The following is a 17,691-nucleotide window of genomic DNA, read 5'->3' on the forward strand; positions in this document are numbered from 1 at the left end:
TGGCCGCCCGGTCGGCGGACGCCTATCGGGCGGCAGCCGGGTCGCCACGGCAGGGCCGTCACGCGATGCGCCGGTCATGCCCGGCTCCCTTCCTCGGCGGTCCGGCGGCGGTTACCCGGACGGCACGGCTTCGAACGGCCGCCCGCCGGATCCGCGCGGCGTTTGCCGACGGCCCGGCGGGGTAGGACGCTGCGCCGCCCGAGGGCGGGCCGTGCAGGCGGCGAGGGCGGCGCGGAGGGTCGATGACGGCTGGACCAGGGCGAGCGCAGGCCCCGTCGGGCGAGGTGGTGGAGCTGCGGGTGCACGGCGTCTCCTCGGCCGGCGCCGCCGAGGTGCTGGACCGGCCGCTGGTACGGCAGGTGGCGGGCGACCGCAGCGCCGGCTTCTACCGTCCCCGTCCCGGCCTGTCCGACGAGCGCGGCACGGGCGGCGTGACGCTGGAGGCGTACCGGTGGAGCGACCTGCCCTCCGGCACCGCGCTGCGGACCCTGTCGCTGCTGTTCCTGTTTCCGTTCATGCTGATCAACGTGGCCGTGTGGATGCGTCCGGGCGACGCGCTCGGCGGCGCGGTGGTACGGGCGCTGTGCCGGGTGCTGGGGCTGAGCCTGACCTCGCTGTACGTGCTCGCCGGCGCCGGGGTCGCGCTGGACCTGGTGGCCTGGCAGTGCCTGTCCTCCCCGGCCTGCCTGTCCGACCGCGAATGGCTGTCCTGGCTGGGCGGCCGGCCGGTGGGCCTGCGGCTCGTGGTGCTGGCGCTGGTTCCGTCCGCCGCGGTGAGCCTGCTCTGGTGGGGCGCCCGGCGGCCGGGCCGCTCGTTCACCGCGTTCCGGGCGCCGGAGCGGGCGTCCGCCGGTCCACCGTTGAGCACGATCGGGCAGTGGGACACCGAGCCGCTGATGGGCCGGCTGCGTTCGATCCACATCGCGGCGGCCTTCGCCACCCTCGACGGCAGCCTCCTCGCCGCCCGGGCCGCGCAGGGCGTCCCGCCCGCCGTGGCGGCGCTGCTGGCGGTGACCGGCGCGGTCCTGCTCGCCTGCGTGGTCCTGGTCTGCGTGCCGCCGCTCGTCGACCGGGCGCCCGGCGACCCGCGACGCGACCGGATCGCCCGGGCGCTGCGCGCCACCGCGATCGCCCTCACCGTCGCGGTGGCCGGCCACCTGCTGTTCGCCCCCGCCCGCTGGCGTGCCGACGGTGGCCTGCCCGGTTACGGCTCGATCCTGACCTGGCTGCTGGTGACGCACGCCGTGCTGCTGGGCGCGCTGGGCGTCGTGCTGCTCTGGCACCGCCTGCGGGCACGCGGTCACCAGCCGCCCAACGGACTCGGCGCGCTCGTGGTCGCGGCGGCGGCGGGTGGGCTCGCTGTCGCGTACTCCGCCGAACTGGTCCAGCGCGCCGCCGACCTGCTGGACCGGGGCAGGTCCCCGGCGGACGCCCTGCCGGGTCCGGCGCGCGCGTACGACTGGGCGATCTACGGCTTCTTCCGGGCGTTGCTGGTCACGCTGGTGGCCGCCGCCGTGGTGGCGCTGGTCTCCCGGCGCGGCCGGACACGGGCCGCCCAGGCGGTGGTGGAGCGCGACTTCCCGGCTCCACCGGCCGAGGCGGCGCCCCGGCTGCGGCAGGTCCGGGCGGCGATCGTCCGGGCCCGGTTCACCGACCTGCTGGTGCCGTTGGCGGTCCTGTTCGCGATCATGGCCGGGGCGGGCGCGGCGACCACCGCGATGGCGTTGCTTCGCCCCGACCCGGGTGAGGCGCTGCAACGCCGGACGCACGTACCGGCCGAACTGGTCATGTTCGGCATCGAGGTGGGCGGTGTGGCGCTCTCGGCGGCGGTGCTCGCCGTGGTGGTCGCCGCTGTCTTCGCCTACCGCAGTCCCGGGTTCCGGCGCCACGTCGGCGTGCTCTTCGACCTCGCGACGTTCTGGCCCCGGTCCGCGCATCCGTTCGCGCCGCCCTGCTACGCCGAGCGGGCCGTGCCGGAACTGGCCCGGCGCATCACGTTCCTGGTGCAGAGCGGCAACGGCGTGCTGCTCGCCGGGTACAGCCACGGCTCGGTGCTGGTCGCCGCCACCGTCCTGCAACTGCCCGCCGAGATCAGCGCGCGGGTCGCGCTGCTCACCTACAGCTCCCCGTTGCGCCGGCTCTACGCCCGGCTGTTCCCCGCCTACGTCGGCGACGAGATGCTGTGCGGCATCGGCGGCCGGGTCGGCTGGCGCTGGCTCAACCTGTGGCGGGACACCGACGCGGTGGGCGGATGGATCTTCTCCCCGCACCGCGCCGACGAGCCGGCCGGTATCACCGGCCCGGCGGCCACGGTGGACCGCCGGCTGCGGGATCCGGACGGCCTGGTCGCCCCGCCCGGGGACAGCGTCCCGCCGCCGATCAAGGGGCACTGGCCGGCCGAGTCCGACCAGGCGTACGGCGCCGCGGTGCGGGATCTGGCCGCTCGCCTGCGCGCCGCCGCGCCGTGACCGGCGCGCCGGTCACGGCGCCGGATGGTCCGCCTCGAACCGTTCCCGGGTCAGGAATGCCAGCCGGGCCCGCTTGTCCGGCATGTCGATCTCGTCGCCGAGCGTGAAGCCCTCGATCCGCAGCCGGCGCAGCATCGCGTCGTTTCGCACGTCCGGTTCGAGCACGATCCGTCGCGCGGCCGGGTCGCGCAGCAGGAACCGCATCAGGGCCGGGAAGACGGCGCTGGTCACGCCGCGCGGATACCGCCGGGGCGGATCGAGCAGCAGGTGCGCGCCCACGTCGCCGGGGCGCACCGGATACCGCTCGCCGACCGGGTCCGCCTCCGGCTGGTAGGTCTGGAACAGCCCGATCGGCTCGCCGTCGAGCCGGATCAGGTACGCGTGGTGGGTGTCCAGCCCGTCGACGAACGCGTAGATCTCGCGTACCTGGTCGACTGTGTGCGAGCCCATGCCCCAGAACCGGTTGCGGGGCCGGATCACCCAGCCGTGCAGCAGTTCGGCGTCCCGGTCGGGGCGGACCGGCTCCAGCGCCAGCTCGCCGAGGCCGGGGATCGGCTCCAGGTGGATCACGTCGTCTCGTCTCCCGTCAGTGGGCCGGCGGGCACCGGGATCAACGTCCCGGCGGCCCAGTGGGTCAGTTGGTCGGCGAAGTGCGGGTCCCCGGGGCGCCCGGACGCGCCGAACGGGACGACCCAGCGGCTGGCCGCCCGGTCGGTCAGGTCCCACACGTAGCGGGCCACCGGGCCGCGCCAGCAGGCGTCGGAGACGCCCGGCACGCTGGAGGTCGCCAGCACGCAGTCGGTGTCGCCGGACAGCGCCACCCGCTCCCGCATCGCGGTCACCGCGTCGGTGACCGCCGGGTCGACGCCCAGGTGCACCGGGTGCAGCAGGTGCCGGCTGCCCCACGCGCCGGGCGCCGGACCGGCGGCCACCTCGGCCAGCGCCTCGGCCGCCGGTTCCGCGAGGTCGAACCCGGCCGCGAGGTGGTCCAGCGCCAGGCCGATCCGGGCCGCCGGGTCGGTCCAGGGGGCGAACAGCTCGTCGAATCCGCACGGCTCGTCCAGGGCACGCAACAGCGGGTGTACGCGCAGCCGCCGCGCCAACGCCGCCCGCCAGGCCGCGTACGCGCCGGCCTCGGCCGATCCGGCCGCCATCGCGCGGTCCCATTGGCGCAGCCGCCGCAGCAGCGCGCGGGCGGGTTCGTCGAGCCGGCCCGGGTCGAGGCGGTCGAGCAGCCGGTACAGCGGTCCGGCCGGGAGCCGGTCGTCGGTGTGCACTGCGGACGCCTCGGCGCCCTCGGCGAGCAGCGCGCGGATCCGGCGCGCCCGGTGCGGCGGGGCGAAGTCGTCGCCGTGCGCGGCCACGTCGTCGCGGCGGTCGTTGGCGCACACCGCCACGCCGTCGACCGGCTCGTCCACCGGCGGCAGGTAGTCGCCCCGCCACCGGTAGGCCGGCTCCCAGGCCGGCACCGGCTCCCGGCGGCACCGCTCGTCGCGTACCGGGACCAGGCCGGCGACCAGCCGGCGGACGCCGCCCTCGGTGTCGGCGACGAGCACGCTGTTGACCGGCTCGACCCAGTGGCGCAGCGCGTCGGCGACGTCCCCGGCACGACGGGCACGCAGCAGCGGCAGCAGCGCCTCGAAGCCGAGCCGGGCCTCCACCCGGCTCGGGGCGCGAAGCGCGATCGCCTCGCCGGTGACCCGGTCGTGGTCGATCACCGGGCCGCGCGGCGTCTCGATCACCTCGACCGTCTCCGGGTCGCCGCCGCGAACCTCGATCTCCTCGACGTGGCGCGAGACCGGGGTCCAGCCGTCGACGTCGCGCGCCAGCACCCGGTCGCCGTCGCGGCGCAGCCGCTCGCGGTAGAGGTCCTGGTAGTCGGCCATCGCGTTGGTGACGGCCCAGGCGACACGCCCGGTGTGGCCGAAGTGCGGCAGGCCCGGCACGCCGGGGAAGGCGAGACCGACCACGTCGAACTCCGGGCAGGCCAGCCGGACCTGCTGGTAGACGCCGGGCAGTTCGAGCAGCCGGTGCGGGTCCCCGGCGATCAGCGGGCCGCGCCCGGTGGCCGGGTCGGCGGGCAGCGCCCAGGCGTTGCTGCCCGCCGACGACGGTCCCTCCACGGCGAACAGTCCGGCCGCTTCGGGGCCGAGCGTGCGGGCCACGTGCGCGCGCCAGAGCTTGTTCGGGAAGGTGGAGAAGAGCACGTGCTGGACGAGGAAGACGCCGAGCGGCGACCAGGGGCGCCAGGGTTCGGGCGCGCTGCCGGTGGCGGCGAACTCGGGCGCGGCGGCGGCGCCCTCGGCGAGTCCGGAGTTGACCCCGTCGACGTACGCCTCGACCCATCGCCGGGTGTCCGGGTCCAGCCGCTCGTAGCAGCGCCGGGCGGTGTCGTCGAGCCGTACGCGGCGGGCGAACCGGTCCCATGCCAGCTCGGACGGGCCGACGTGGGCGGCCAGGCGGCCCTCGGCGCGCCATCGTTCGACGCTGATCTGCCACGCCCGGTCCGTCGCGGCGACCCGGCCCTGCAGGCGGGCCAGCGCGTCGGCGTCGCCGGCCCACAGCTGCGGCACGCCCCACCTGTCGCGATCGACGCGCGTCACCGTCTTGCCCCGCCCTGGCGCCTCGGGCGGCGGTTCCGTTCCACAGTCAACTTAGGATAACCTCCCCTAACCGACGGCGACCTTACCGCGACTGGCGGGATGCGCCAACCGGCGGTACATCCGGGACAAAGCATCCCGAGTCGCGCTTGCTAGTTAGGCCAGCCTAACCTAACCTGATCGCCGCGGCTCTGGCCGCACGCCCTGTCCGTACGACCGCTGGGAAGTCGCATGAGTTCGATCGGGAGCCCGACCGGCGCCGCGCCCACCGACACCGGCCGCGCCGCCGCCACGGCCCGCGGCCACCTGTTCAACGCCGGCTCGCTCGGGCGGTACCGGGACGTGCTGGCGCGCGGCGTCGACCGGGTCGCCCGGCGGGTGGGTGAGGTGGACACGCCGTTCACCGGCGTCACGCCCGACGAGCTGGCGCCGCTCATCGGCGGCATCGACCTCGACCGGCCGCTGGGCGACACCGACGCCGCTCTGGACGAGCTGCACGACGTGTGGCTTCGCGACGCGGTCTGGTTCCACCACCCGCGCTACCTCGCCCACCTCAACTGCCCGGTGGTCATCCCGGCGCTGCTCGGCGAGGCGGTGCTCAGCGCGGTGAACTCCTCACTGGACACCTGGGACCAGAGCGCGGGGGCCACGCTGATGGAGCGGCGGCTGATCGAGTGGACGGCCGGGCGGATCGGGCTGGGTCCGACCGCCGACGGCGTGTTCACCAGCGGCGGCACCCAGTCGAACCTCCAGGCCATGCTGCTCGCCCGGGAGGAGGCGTACCGCCGGGCGGTGGGCGGCGCGGCCACCCGGCCCGACCGGCCTCAGGTGCTGTCCCGGCTGCGCGTCATCACCTCCGCGGCCGGGCACTTCAGCGTGCAGAAGGCCGCCAAGCTGCTCGGCCTGGCCGCCGACGCGGTGCTCACCGTGCCCACCGACGCGAGCCGCCGGATGCGCGCCGACGAGCTGGCCCGCACGATCGACCGCTGCCACCGCGACGGCGAGGTGGTGATGGCAGTGGTCGCCACCGCCGGCACCACCGACTTCGGCAGCATCGACCCGCTGCCGGAGATCGCCGACATCTGCGCCGACGCGGGCGTCTGGATGCACGTCGACGCCGCGTACGGCTGCGGGCTGCTCGTCTCCCCCACCCGCCGGCACCTGCTCGACGGCATCGAGCGGGCCACCTCGGTGACAGTCGACTACCACAAGTCGTTCTTCCAGCCGGTCAGCTCCAGCGCGCTGCTGGTACGCGACGGCCGGTCACTGCGCCACGCCACCTGGCACGCCGACTACCTCAACCCGGCCCGCGCGGTCGAGCAGGGCATCCCGAACCAGGTCGACAAGAGCATCCAGACGACCCGCCGGTTCGACGCCTGCAAGCTCTGGCTGACCCTGCGGATCATGGGGCCGGACGCCGTCGGCGAGCTGTTCGACCAGGTCGTCGACCTCGCCGCGCAGGCGTGGCGGCGCCTCGACGCCGATCCCCGGTTCGAGGTGGCCGCACAGTCGCAGCTGAGCACAGTGGTCTTCCGCTACCGGCCACCCGGGCTCGCCCCCGACCTGGCCGACGAGGCCAACCTGCACGCCCGCGACGCGCTGGCCGCCTCCGGCGCCGCCCTGGTCGCCGGCACCAAGGTCGACGGCGCGCACCACCTGAAACTCACACTGCTCAATCCCGAGACCACGGTGGACGACGTCGCCCACGTGCTGGACCTCATCGCCGACCACGCCGCCTGGTACGCCCGGACCGCGACCGCCGCCGAGCTGTCCTGCCCGGTCGGCTGACCCCCGTCGAGGAGAACGAGAACCCCATGTCGACCCACGACTTCATCGCCGTCGGGCTGGGCCCCTACAACCTCGGCCTGGCCTGCCTCACCGCACCGATCGACGACCTCGACGGGCTGTTCCTGGAGGCCCGCGACAGCTTCGACTGGCATCCCGGCATGCTGCTGGAATCCACCCGGCTCCAGACGCCGTTCATCGCCGACCTCGTGACGCTCGCGGACCCCACCTCGCCGTACTCGTTCCTGAGCTACCTCAAGGAGACCGGCCGGCTCTACCCGTTCTACATCCGGGAGAGCTTCTTCCCGCTGCGCGCCGAGTACAACGACTACTGCCGCTGGGCCGCCGCCAAGCTGCCGAACCTGCGCTTCCGGCACGCCGTCACCGCCGTCGAGTACGACGAGACCGACGACCGCTACGTGGTGCGCGCCGACACGCCGGACGGGCCGGTCACCCACCGGGCCCGGCACCTCGTGCTCGGCACCGGCACCCCGCCTTACCTGCCGCCGGCCTGCGCCGGACTCGGCGGTGACCTGATCCACAACTCGCGTTACCTGGAGCACCGGGAGGCGCTGCGGGCCAAGGACAGCATCACGATCGTCGGCAGCGGTCAGAGCGCCGCCGAGATCTACCACGACCTGCTCGGCGACATCGACACGTACGGCTACCAGCTCACCTGGGTGACCCGCTCGCCGCGGTTCTTCCCGCTGGAGTACACCAAGCTCACGCTGGAGATGACCTCGCCGGACTACGTGGACTACTTCCACGCGCTGCCCGAGCCGACCCGCTACGCGCTGGACGCCGCGCAGAAGCCGCTGTTCAAGGGCATCAACGCCGACCTGATCAACGACATCTACGACCTGCTGTACGCCAAGAGCCTGCACGGCCCGGCGCCGACCCGCCTGCTGACGAACACCGAGCTGGTCGAGGCGGCGTACGCCGACGGCCGCTACCGGCTCGGACTGCGCCACACCGAGCAGGACCGCGCGTTCACGCTGGAGACCGAAGGGCTGGTGCTGGCCACCGGCTACCACTACCGGGTGCCGGAGTTCCTCGCGCCGATACGCGACCGGCTGCGCTTCGACGCCCACAGCCGTTTCGACGTGGCCCGCAACTACAGCGTCGACCACACCGGCCGCCGGGTGTTCCTGCAGAACGGCGGCACGCACACGCACAGCATCACCTCGCCCGACCTGGGCATGGGCCCGTACCGCAACTCGTGGCTGATCCGGGAGATGACCGGCCGGGAGCACTACCCGGTGGAGAAGACCATCGCGTTCCAGGAGTTCGGCGCGCCGGCCGGAGTGCCGGCATGAGCGAGCGCACCGAGCGAAGCGAGGGCCGTGAGCGCATGCCCAGCCGGCCCAGCATGAGCGAGCGCACCGAGCGAAGCGAGGGCCGCGAGCGCATGCCCAGCGAGCCCCGCATGACCGTGTTCACCCGCGTCGACGACGCGCTGGGCGAGTTCACGCTGCGCCCGCTGGACCCGGACGCCGACGCGGCGCTGCTGCACCGCTGGGTCACCCATCCCAAGTCCGCGTTCTGGCTGATGCAGGACGCCGACGTGGCCGCAGTGGCCGCGGAGTACCGGCGCATCGCCGACCACCCGCACCACGACGCGTACCTGGGATCGTGGCGCGGCACTCCAGCGTTCCTGGCCGAACGGTACGACCCGGCGCACGTCGAGCTGGCCGGCCTGTACGACCCGGAGCCCGGCGACGTCGGCATGCACTTCCTCTGCGCGCCCGCCGACACGCCGGTGCACGGCTTCACCCGCGCCGTCATCACCACGGTGATGGCGTGGCTGTTCGCCGACCCCGCCACCCGCCGGGTGGTGGTCGAGCCGGACGTGCGCAACACCGCCGTGCACGCGCTCAACGCCGCAGTCGGCTTCACAGTCGTCGGCCCGATCCGCAAGCCCGAGAAGGAGGCGCTGCTCAGCGTCTGCACCCGGGACCAGTTCCGGGCCGCCACCGGCGCGCCCGCCACCGAGGAAGGGGCACCGGCGTGAACGCCAGCGCATCAGTGGACCACCTGACCCCCGAGGCGTGGGCGACCGCCAACCGGCTGCTGGTGCGCAAGGCGCTCGCCGAGTTCGCCCACGAACGCCTGATCACCCCTGAGCCCACCGGCCCCGGACAGTGGCTCGTCCGCAGCGACGACGGCGCCGTGGAGTACCGGTTCGCCGCGCAGCGGCTGGCGCTGGACCACTGGCAGATCGACGCGGACAGCATCGTGCGCCACCGCGACGGCGCGGACCTGCCGCCCGACGCCGTGGATCTCTGCGTGGAGTTGCGCGGCGCGCTCGGCCTCACCGACGCGATCCTGCCGGTCTACCTGGAGGAGATCACCTCCACGCTCGCCGGGACCGCGTACAAGCTCGCCAAGCCCGCGGTGAGCGCCGCCGAACTGGCCGCCGCCGACTTCCAGGCGATCGAGACCGGGATGACCGAGGGGCATCCATGCTTCGTGGCGAACAACGGCCGCATCGGCTTCGGCGTGCACGAATACCACGCGTACGCCCCGGAGGCCGCCGCGCCGGTACGGCTGCTCTGGCTCGCCGCGCACCGCGACCACACCACGTTCACCTGCGCCGACGACCTGGACTACGACACGCTGGTGCGGGCCGAGCTGAGCGAGCAGACACTGGCCGGGTTCACCGCCATGCTCACCGGGCTGGGCCTGGACCCGGCCGACTACCTGCTCGTGCCGGTGCACCCGTGGCAGTGGTGGAACAAGCTCGCCGTCACGTTCGCCGGTGAGGTGGCCGCGCGCCGGCTGGTATGCCTCGGCGAAGGCCCGGACGAGTACCTCGCGCAGCAGTCCATCCGCACCTTCTTCAACGTCAGCGACCCGGCCAAGCACTATGTGAAGACCGCGCTGTCGGTGCTGAACATGGGCTTCATGCGCGGCCTGTCCGCCGCGTACATGGAGGCGACGCCCGCGATCAACGACTGGCTGGCCGGGCTGATCGAGAACGACCCGGTGCTCAAGCGCACCGGCCTGTCGATCATCCGGGAGCGGGCCGCGATCGGCTACCGGCACCGGCAGTACGAGGCGGCGACCGACAGGTACTCCCCGTACCGGAAGATGCTGGCGGCGCTCTGGCGGGAGAGCCCGGTCCCCGCCCTGGAGCCCGGGCGGCGGCTGGCCACCATGGCGTCGTTGCTGCACGTGGACCGGGACGGGCGGTCCCTCGCGGCCGCGCTGATCGACGAGTCCGGGCTGGCCCCCGTCGACTGGCTGCGCCGCTACCTGGACGCCTACCTGGTGCCGCTGCTGCACAGCCTGTACGCCTACGACCTGGCGTTCATGCCGCACGGCGAGAACGTCATCCTGGTGCTGCGCGGCGGCGTGGTCGAACGGGTCGTCTTCAAGGACATCGCCGAGGAGATCGTGGTGATGGACCCGGACGCGGACCTGCCGGAGCGGGTACGGCGGATCCGGGCCGCGATCCCGGAGGACGAGAAGATCCTGTCCATCTTCACCGACGTGTTCGACTGCTTCCTGCGGCACCTCAGCGCCGCCCTGCACACCCAGGGCGTGCTCGACCAGGACGAGTTCTGGCGTACGGTCGCCGCGTGCGCCACCGGCTACGCCGAGACCGTGCCGCACCTGGCCGACCGGATGCGCCGGCACGACCTGTTCGCGCCGGAGTTCACGCTGTCCTGCCTCAACCGGCTCCAGTTGCGCAACAACCAGCAGATGGTGGACCTGTCCGACCCGTCGGCCGCGTTGCAGTTCGCCGGCACCCTGGTCAACCCGCTCGCCTCGCACGCGCGGCGCGGATGACGAAGCGGGCCGGCGCGCCGTGCGCCGGCCCGCTTCAACGGCGGTGGGGACGATCAGTTCTCCGCGCGACCGGCCCGCCAGTAGCCCATGAACGCCACCGCGCGCCGGTCCATGCCCCGCTCGGTGACCAGGTGCCGGCGCAGCCCGCGGATCACCGCCGCCTCCCCGGCGAGCCAGGCGTAGACCGCCGCGCCGTCGGGCCGCTCCGGCACCTCCCAGAGGATGTCCCGGTCCACGTCCACCTCGGCCAGCGGCGCCGCGGCCGGCCCGGCCGGTACGGGCACCAGCCGGTCGGCGAGGCTCGTCACGGCCTGGGTGAGCCGGCTGCCGTGCGGGGCGCCGGCTCGGGCCAGCCAGGTCACAGTGACGCCGGCCGGGGCCCGGCAGGGCAGTTCGTCGCCGGCCTCCGGCACCTCCACGAGCGCGTGCCCGCGCGTGCCGGCGGGCAGCCGCTCCAGGATCGCGCAGATCGCCGGCGCGGCGGTCTCGTCGCCGGCGAGCAGCAGCGTCGCACCGGCCGGCGGTTGGAACTCGACCCCGCCGTGCGGGCCGTCCCACCCGGCATCGGGGCCGACCACAGCGATCCGGTCGCCGAGGCGTGCCCGCCGCGCCCACCGGGTGGCCGGGCCGCCGTCGCCGTGCAGCGCCATGTCCACGTCCACCTCGTACGCCTCCGGGCGGACCGCGCGGACCGTGTAGGTGCGGATCGGGCTGCGCAGCCCGTCCGGCAGCTCACGCCACCGCGGGAACCAGTCCGGCCCGTCGGGCAGCTCCCCGGACGCGCCGTCGACCGGCGGCAGGGCCAGCTTGATCCGCTGGTCGTACCCGTTGTCGGCGAACCGGTCCAGGTCCGGGCCGGTGAGCGTCACGCGCAGGAACGACGGGCCGAGGCGGCGCAGCGCGCGGACCTCGACGGCGAAGACGCGCCAGGGCGCGACGGCCAGGGTGCTGGTCATGCGTTATTCCTCTCACGGCCGGCGGGCGGCGCGTCGGTGAACGGGCTAACGGGCGGCTGCGGCGGCGCGCGAACGCCACAGCAGCCAGACGAAGTACGGGGTGCCGATCAGCGCGGTGACCAGACCTGCGGGGACCTGGGCGGGCGCGATCACGGTGCGGCCGAGCGTGTCGGCGAGGCTGACCAGGGTGGCGCCGAGCAGCACCGCGACCGGCAGGACGCGGGTGTGCCGCCCGCCGACGAGCGCGCGGGCCGCGTGCGGCGCGACCAGGCCGACGAAGCCGATCACGCCGACCGCCGACACGGCGGTGGCGGTGAGCAGCGCCGCCAGGCCGAGCGCGACCAGCCGGGCCGGTTCCAGGCGCACGCCGAGCACCCGGGGGGTGTCGTCGTCAAGCGCCAGCAGGTCCAGCTCACGGCGCACGGCGGCCACCAGCGGCAGCGCCAGCAGCAGCGCGATTGCCACCGGCAGCACCTGCGGGGCGGTACGCCCGTAGGTGGAGCCGGACAGCCAGGTCAGCGCCTTGCCGGTGTTCCACGGGTCGGAGGACACCACGATGAACGTGATGATCGCCGCACCGCCCTGCCAGACCGCGAACCCGATCAGCACGAGCCGGTCGGAGTTGAGTCCCCGCCGCCGGGCCAGGCCGTAGACCAGCGCGAACGCGGCGACCGCGCCGATGCCGGCAGCGCCGGACAGCGCGAGCACGCCGGCCATCGGCGCGAACGTCAGCAGCGAGACCGCGCCGATGCCGGCGCCGCCGGTGATGCCGAGGATGCCCGGCTCGGCGAGCGGGTTACGGCAGACCGCCTGCACCGTGGTGCCGGCCAGGGCCAGCGCGGCGCCGGCCAGCAGCGCCGCGGCGACCCGCGGCCAGCGGGCGTCCAGCACGAAGGTGTACGCCGGGCCGGTGCGGCCCTGCAGCCAGTTGACGACGTCGCCCAGCAGCACCCAGGTGTCACCGAAGAGCATGCCGAGCACCAGCGCGGCGGTGACGACGACCGCGCAGACCGCGATGACTGTGGCGACGAAGCCGCGGGAGCGGACGGCGGCGTGACCGCCCGGCGCCTGCCGGGTCGGTCCGGCGTCGCGGTGGCGGCGGGCCAGCCAGATCAGCAGCACCGCGCCGAAGAGCGTGGTCACCACGCCGGTCGGCACGTCGACGCCGGCCTGCCCGCCGAGCACGGCCCGCAGCAGCACGTCGGAGCCGAGCACGATGACCACGCCGACGATGCCGGCCAGCGGCATCAGGACCCGGTGCCGGTGCACCTCGGGCACCCACTTGCCGAGCAGCCGGACGATCACCGGCGCGCCGAGGCCGACGAAGCCGATCGGCCCGGCCATGGTGACCGCCGCGGCGGAGAGCAGCACCGCCAGCAGCACCACTGTGAGCCGGGTGCGGCGCACGTTGAGCCCGAGCACGGTGGCGGTGTCGTCGCCGAGGGCGAGCAGGTCCAGCCGGTGCCCGAGCGCCACGAGCAGCAGCGCGGCGACCCCGATCACGGGGGCGAGCTGGGTGAACGCGACCAGGTCGCCCTGCACGAGCGAGCCGTTGCCCCAGGCGAACAGGCCGATGGTGGACTGCTCGAACAGCAGCAGGAGCAGCATGGTCACCGAGGCCAGCGCCATCGCGGTGGCCGAGCCGGCGAGGATGAGCCGGGTGGTGGCGGCCTGGCCGCCGGCCGAGAGCAGCATGACCAGCGAGGCGGCGGCGAGGCCGCCGCAGAACGCCAGGCCGCCCGAGGGCAGCGCCGGCAGCGCGATCCCGAACGCGGCGGTGGAGACGATCGCCAGGTGCGCGCCCGCGTTCACCGCGAGCGTGTCCGGCGAGGCGAGCGGGTTGCGGGTGGTCGACTGCAGCGCGGCGCCGGCGAAACCGAGCGCGACGCCGACGGCGAGGCCGGTGAGCAGCCGGGGCAGGCGGGAGGCGACAAGGATCCGGGCGGCCTCGTCGTCACCACCGGTGAGCAGCCGGAGCAGGTCCAGCGCCCCCACCGACGACGTGCCCTGGGTGACGTGCATCGCGGTGATCGCGACGAGCAGCGCCGCGGCGAGGGCGAACGCGCCGGCGACCCGGCGGCACCGGGCGGGCGGCGGCCCGACCGGGGCCGGCCGGGTGGCCGGCCCCGGCGGGGCGGGGGCGGTCATCGCGCTCAAGCCGTGTAGACCGCGACGAGCTGGTCGATGTACTGCTTCGCGGAGAGCGTGCCGCCGAAGGTCCAGATGCCGTTGGGCATCTTGTGCAGCTTGTTCTGCTGGACGAACGGCAGGGAACGCCAGATCGCGTTGCCGGAGAGGCCGTCGGCGAACACGTCGGTGCCGTCCGAGGCGTTGTAGAAGAAGTGCAGGTCCTGGCTCTTCAGGACGTTCAGGCCCTCGACGTCGGTCTGGCCCAGGCCCCACATCTCGTCGGTCTTGCCGGTCCAGGCGTTCTTGAGGCCGAGCTGGATGCCGAGCTGGGAGACGAGCGCGCCCTGGCCGAACATCCGGATCGAGACGGTGCTGCCCTCCTTCCAGCCGTCGGCGATGGCGAACTGCTTACCGGCCGCCCCGGCGTCGGCGATCTTCTTCTTGCCGTCGGCGAGCGCGGCGTCGAAGTCGGCGAGCAGCTTGTCAGCCTGCGCGGTGCGCCCGGTGGCGGTGGCGATCATCTTCAGGTCCGAGCGCATCCGGCCGATGTTGTCGGAGGCGTCGCTGCCCTTGGTGACCAGCACCGGGACGTACTTCTCCAGCTGAGTGACGACGGCGGAGCCGCGCTCGGCCTCCATCACCACGAGGTCCGGCTGGAGGGCGACGATGGAGTCGACGCTCGGCTCACCCCGGGTGCCGACGTCCTTGACGCCCGGGTCGAGCGGGGCGGCGGTCACCCAGGTGGCGTACCCCTTGGGGTCGGCCACGCCGACCGGCATGACGCCGAGGCCGACGAGCATCTCGACCTCGCCCCACTCCAGGCCGACGACCTTTGTGGCGGGGCTCTTGAGGGTGATGGTCTTGCCCCGGCTGTCGGTGACGGTGACCGGGCCGGTGGGCGCGGCGTCGGAGGGGGACGGTGCGGCGGCGGGCTCCTCGGTGGTGCCGCAGCCGGCGATCAGCAGCGCGCTCGCCGCAGCGGCGGCGAGCAGGGTCAGGCGGGTACGCAACATCGGTTTCTCTTCTGTGTGCAGGGATCGGTCAGGCGGGGATGCGGGTCGTGTGCCGGCCGACGGGACGTGTGGAGAGCAGGTTGGTGACCGGGTCGACGATCACCTCGACGCGGATGCCGTACGCCTCGGTGAGCGCCGCCTCGGTGAACACCTCGTGCGGCGTGCCGGTGCCGCGGACCCGGCCTTCGTGCAGGAGCACGACCTGGTCGGCGACGGCGGCGGCCTGGTTGAGGTCGTGCAGCACCACACCGACGGCGACGCCGGCGGTGTCCGCGAGTTCGCGCATCAGGTCGAGGATCTCCACCTGGTAGCGCAGGTCCAGGAACGTGGTGGGCTCGTCGAGCAGCAGGATCGCGGTGTCCTGGGCCAGGCAGGTGGCCAGCCAGACACGTTGCAGCTCGCCGCCGGACAGCTCGTCGACCGGACGGCCGGCCATGCCGTCGACACCTGTCACGCTCATGGCCCGGTCGATCGCCGCGGGCCCGTCGGGGTCGTTGGCCCGCCACCGCTGCCGGTACGGGTGCCGGCCGTAGCCGACCACGTCGCGCACCGTGACCCCGCTCGGGGTGGGGCGGCTCTGCGCCAGCAGCGTGATCCGGCGGGCGAAGTCCCGGGCGGACAGCGCCCGGGCCGGGGTGCCGTCGGCGAGCACGACCTCGCCGTGTTCCAGCGGGTGCAGGCGGGCCAGCCCGCGCAGCAGCGTCGACTTGCCGCTGCCGTTCGGGCCGACCAGCGCGGTCACCGCCGCGGGCCGCAGCGTGATGGCGGCGTCGTGCACCACCGTCTTGCCGTGGTAGCCCAGCCGCAGCTCACTGCCCGTCAGGCCGTCGGCCCGCACCGCTCCGCTCGTCACGCAGGTTAGGCTAACCTAAGACTCGATCATCCTGTCAAGCCGGTCCTTCGGTCGGATCTCCCCTCCCCCGCGCTCCCCCTCCCACCCCGCCCCACCCGGTCGATCATGAGGTTGACGGCGTTGTCGATCTCCGATCCGGCCGCCAACCTCATGATCAAAGCAGTGGGGGCGCGGGCTGTCAGAGGGAGACGGCGCGGCCGCCGAGGGTCACCGTGAGGCGGCCGTCGGCGGCGAAGGACCAGGCCAGAGCCCCGGAGTACGTGGCGCACCGGGAGCCGTTGGAGCCGGACCAGAACTGGTTCGAGCTGTCCACGTTGCCGACCGTCTTGTCGTTCGATCCACTGCCGGCGAAGCGGCAGGAGGTGTTGTTCCGGAACACCGAGGTGCCGGCGTCGAACGAGAAGTTCCGTTCGGTGCTGTCGATGCTCAGGTTGTTCGAGATCGTCATGGCGCCCGGGTTCCGGTTGTACGTGAAGCCGTGCTTGCCGTTGCGGTACGCGATGGTGCGCCGCACGGTGTGGTTGACAGCGATGTCCTCGCCGCCGAGCTTGAAGCCGTTGCGGTCGCCGTTGCCGTTCTGGGCGCCGTTGCTGAGCGTGCCGTTGCTGTACGCGAGGGAGTCCTCGATGGTCACCGGTCCGATCGCCCCGGTGTCGGACTTGGTGTAGAGGTCCCACCCGTCGTCGATGTTGTGGTGCGACACCGCGTACCGGAAGACGTTGCCACTGCCCACTGTGAGCTTGGCGGCGAAGCCGTCGGCGTCCTCGCCGTCGGAGTCGGCGTTGTCGTGCGACTCGACGCTGACCATCAGGTTGTTGGCGGGCCACTGGTCGCGGGGCGTGCTGGAGGCGATCCGGGACAGTTGCAGCCCGGTGTCACGGTTGAAGCGGGTCACCGTCCGTTCGATGACGTTGTTGCTGCCGCCGACGAAGATGCCGTTGTCACCCGCGCGCTCGACCACGAGCCCCCGCACGTGCCAGTACGAGGCGTTGAGCGCCAGTCCCCGGTTGGCCGGGTCCTCGCTCATCGCCGAGAAGTTCAGGATCGGCGTCTCGCCCGGGTAGGCGTACAGGTTCTTGCGGGCGCTCGACGTGCCGTCGTTGCCGGCGGCGACGGTGACCGTCTGGGACAGGTTGTAGGTGCCGCCGCGCAGGTAGATCGTGCCGCCCGCGCCGACGCGGGTGATCGCCGCGGCGATCGTGGTGGGGCTGGCCTGGGTGCCGGCCGCCCCGGCGGTTCCGTTCGGCGCGGCGTAGATCGCCCCGCCCGCCGGCGGCGGCGTGCTGGGCGGCGGGGTGCTCGGGGGCGGGGTGCTGGGCGGGGGCGTGCTCGGGGGTGGGCTGCTCGGCGGCGGCGCGCTGGTCGGCGGCGTGCCGGTGGTGGGGGTGACGCCGCCGGTGCAGGTGACGCCGTTGACCGCGAACGCGGACGGGACCGGGTTACTGCTGTTGTTCCAGGTGCCGTTGAAGCCGAACGACGTGGTCGCGTTGGTGCCGAGGCTGCCGTTGTAGCTGACGTTGGCGGCCCGCACGGACGCGCCGCTGGCGGTGATCTCGGCGCCCCAGGCCTGACTGACGGTCTGCCCGGCGGCGAAGGTCCAGGTGACGGCCCAGCCGTTGAGCGGGTCGCCGAGGTTGGTCAGGTTGACGTTGGCGGTGAAGCCGCCGCCCCACTGCGCCGTGACGGCGTAGTCGACGCGGCAGCCGGCGGCGGCCTGGGCGGCGGTCGCGCCGACGGCCAGGCCGGACGCGGCGAGCGCCGCCGTCGCCGCGGCCGAGGTCCACAACACCGTACGGCGGTGTCGGTTGATCATGCTGCTCTCCTCCGGGTGATGGTGCGGTGCCCGCGCCGCAACCGGCACCGATGCCCGGTCGGTGTCAGGGGCGGGCCTTGTCGCCCGGACGTCCGCGTCATCACGGACGAACGCTCACGTCTCCCGCACAGTAAGCGCTTTCAGCGCAGCCTAACGACGGACGTCGATGCGGTCAAACATCCGGCGCACTGAACGATCTCGCGCCTCGGTCCGTATCCACCGCCGACGGGAACATCGGCCGGAACCGCGATGCCGGAGCGGACACGAGCACGATTCCTCCA

12 protein-coding genes are annotated in these 17,691 nt (G+C 73.7%); 5 read left to right on the forward strand and 7 right to left on the reverse strand.

The window, feature by feature from the left end:
- The first annotated feature begins 242 nt into the window (after nucleotides 1–242).
- Nucleotides 243–2,468 (forward strand): hypothetical protein, encoded by a 2,226-nt coding sequence (locus FHU28_RS22225; RefSeq protein ID WP_184686416.1) that lies wholly within the window; start codon nucleotides 243–245, stop codon nucleotides 2,466–2,468.
- A 12-nt stretch (nucleotides 2,469–2,480) separates the two neighbouring features.
- On the opposite strand, the gene FHU28_RS22230 is transcribed toward FHU28_RS22225, so the two are convergent.
- Together FHU28_RS22230 and FHU28_RS22235 are read right to left on the reverse strand one after the other, a co-directional pair.
- Nucleotides 2,481–3,038, reverse strand: a complete 558-nt coding sequence (locus FHU28_RS22230; RefSeq protein WP_184686417.1) for a GNAT family N-acetyltransferase — start codon at nucleotides 3,036–3,038, stop codon at nucleotides 2,481–2,483.
- A complete protein-coding gene (locus tag FHU28_RS22235; RefSeq protein WP_184686418.1) occupies nucleotides 3,035–5,071 on the reverse strand; it encodes a penicillin acylase family protein in 2,037 nt (678 codons plus the stop codon). The genes FHU28_RS22230 and FHU28_RS22235 overlap by 4 nt, the downstream gene beginning before the upstream one ends.
- Before the next feature lie 228 nt (nucleotides 5,072–5,299).
- Here FHU28_RS22235 and FHU28_RS22240 point away from each other — a divergent pair, with 228 nt between their 5' ends.
- The 4 genes from FHU28_RS22240 (at nucleotide 5,300) to FHU28_RS22255 (ending at nucleotide 10,645) form a co-directional block, all read left to right on the forward strand.
- Nucleotides 5,300–6,856: a pyridoxal phosphate-dependent decarboxylase family protein gene (locus FHU28_RS22240; RefSeq protein ID WP_260413076.1), complete on the forward strand. Its 1,557-nt coding sequence runs from the start codon at nucleotides 5,300–5,302 to the stop codon at nucleotides 6,854–6,856.
- A 26-nt stretch (nucleotides 6,857–6,882) separates the two neighbouring features.
- Nucleotides 6,883–8,169, forward strand: coding sequence for a lysine N(6)-hydroxylase/L-ornithine N(5)-oxygenase family protein (locus tag FHU28_RS22245; RefSeq protein WP_184686419.1), 1,287 nt, complete (start codon nucleotides 6,883–6,885; stop codon nucleotides 8,167–8,169).
- 110 nt (nucleotides 8,170–8,279) lie between these two features.
- The gene (locus tag FHU28_RS22250; protein ID WP_184689784.1) at nucleotides 8,280–8,864 is read left to right on the forward strand and encodes a GNAT family N-acetyltransferase; all 585 of its coding nucleotides are present in this window, start codon (nucleotides 8,280–8,282) and stop codon (nucleotides 8,862–8,864) included.
- Nucleotides 8,861–10,645, forward strand: a complete 1,785-nt coding sequence (locus FHU28_RS22255; RefSeq protein WP_184686420.1) for an IucA/IucC family protein — start codon at nucleotides 8,861–8,863, stop codon at nucleotides 10,643–10,645. Before FHU28_RS22250 ends, FHU28_RS22255 begins: the two co-directional genes overlap by 4 nt.
- Before the next feature lie 53 nt (nucleotides 10,646–10,698).
- On the opposite strand, the gene FHU28_RS22260 is transcribed toward FHU28_RS22255, so the two are convergent.
- The 5 genes from FHU28_RS22260 to FHU28_RS22280 form a co-directional block, all read right to left on the reverse strand.
- Entirely contained in the window at nucleotides 10,699–11,601 is a 903-nt protein-coding gene (locus FHU28_RS22260; RefSeq protein WP_184686421.1) for a siderophore-interacting protein, read from the reverse strand.
- 45 nt (nucleotides 11,602–11,646) lie between these two features.
- Entirely contained in the window at nucleotides 11,647–13,749 is a 2,103-nt protein-coding gene (locus FHU28_RS22265; RefSeq protein ID WP_184686422.1) for an iron ABC transporter permease, read from the reverse strand.
- A 5-nt stretch (nucleotides 13,750–13,754) separates the two neighbouring features.
- The gene (locus FHU28_RS22270; protein WP_184686423.1) at nucleotides 13,755–14,744 is read right to left on the reverse strand and encodes an ABC transporter substrate-binding protein; all 990 of its coding nucleotides are present in this window, start codon (nucleotides 14,742–14,744) and stop codon (nucleotides 13,755–13,757) included.
- Between the two features lie 28 nt (nucleotides 14,745–14,772).
- Nucleotides 14,773–15,582, reverse strand: coding sequence for an ABC transporter ATP-binding protein (locus tag FHU28_RS22275; protein ID WP_184689786.1), 810 nt, complete (start codon nucleotides 15,580–15,582; stop codon nucleotides 14,773–14,775).
- A 193-nt stretch (nucleotides 15,583–15,775) separates the two neighbouring features.
- Nucleotides 15,776–17,410 (reverse strand): cellulose-binding domain-containing protein, encoded by a 1,635-nt coding sequence (locus FHU28_RS22280; RefSeq protein ID WP_184686424.1) that lies wholly within the window; start codon nucleotides 17,408–17,410, stop codon nucleotides 15,776–15,778.
- Nucleotides 17,411–17,691: the final 281 nt, after the last annotated feature.

Source organism: Micromonospora echinospora, from assembly GCF_014203425.1.
Taxonomy (GTDB): Bacteria; Actinomycetota; Actinomycetes; order Mycobacteriales; family Micromonosporaceae; genus Micromonospora; species Micromonospora echinospora_A.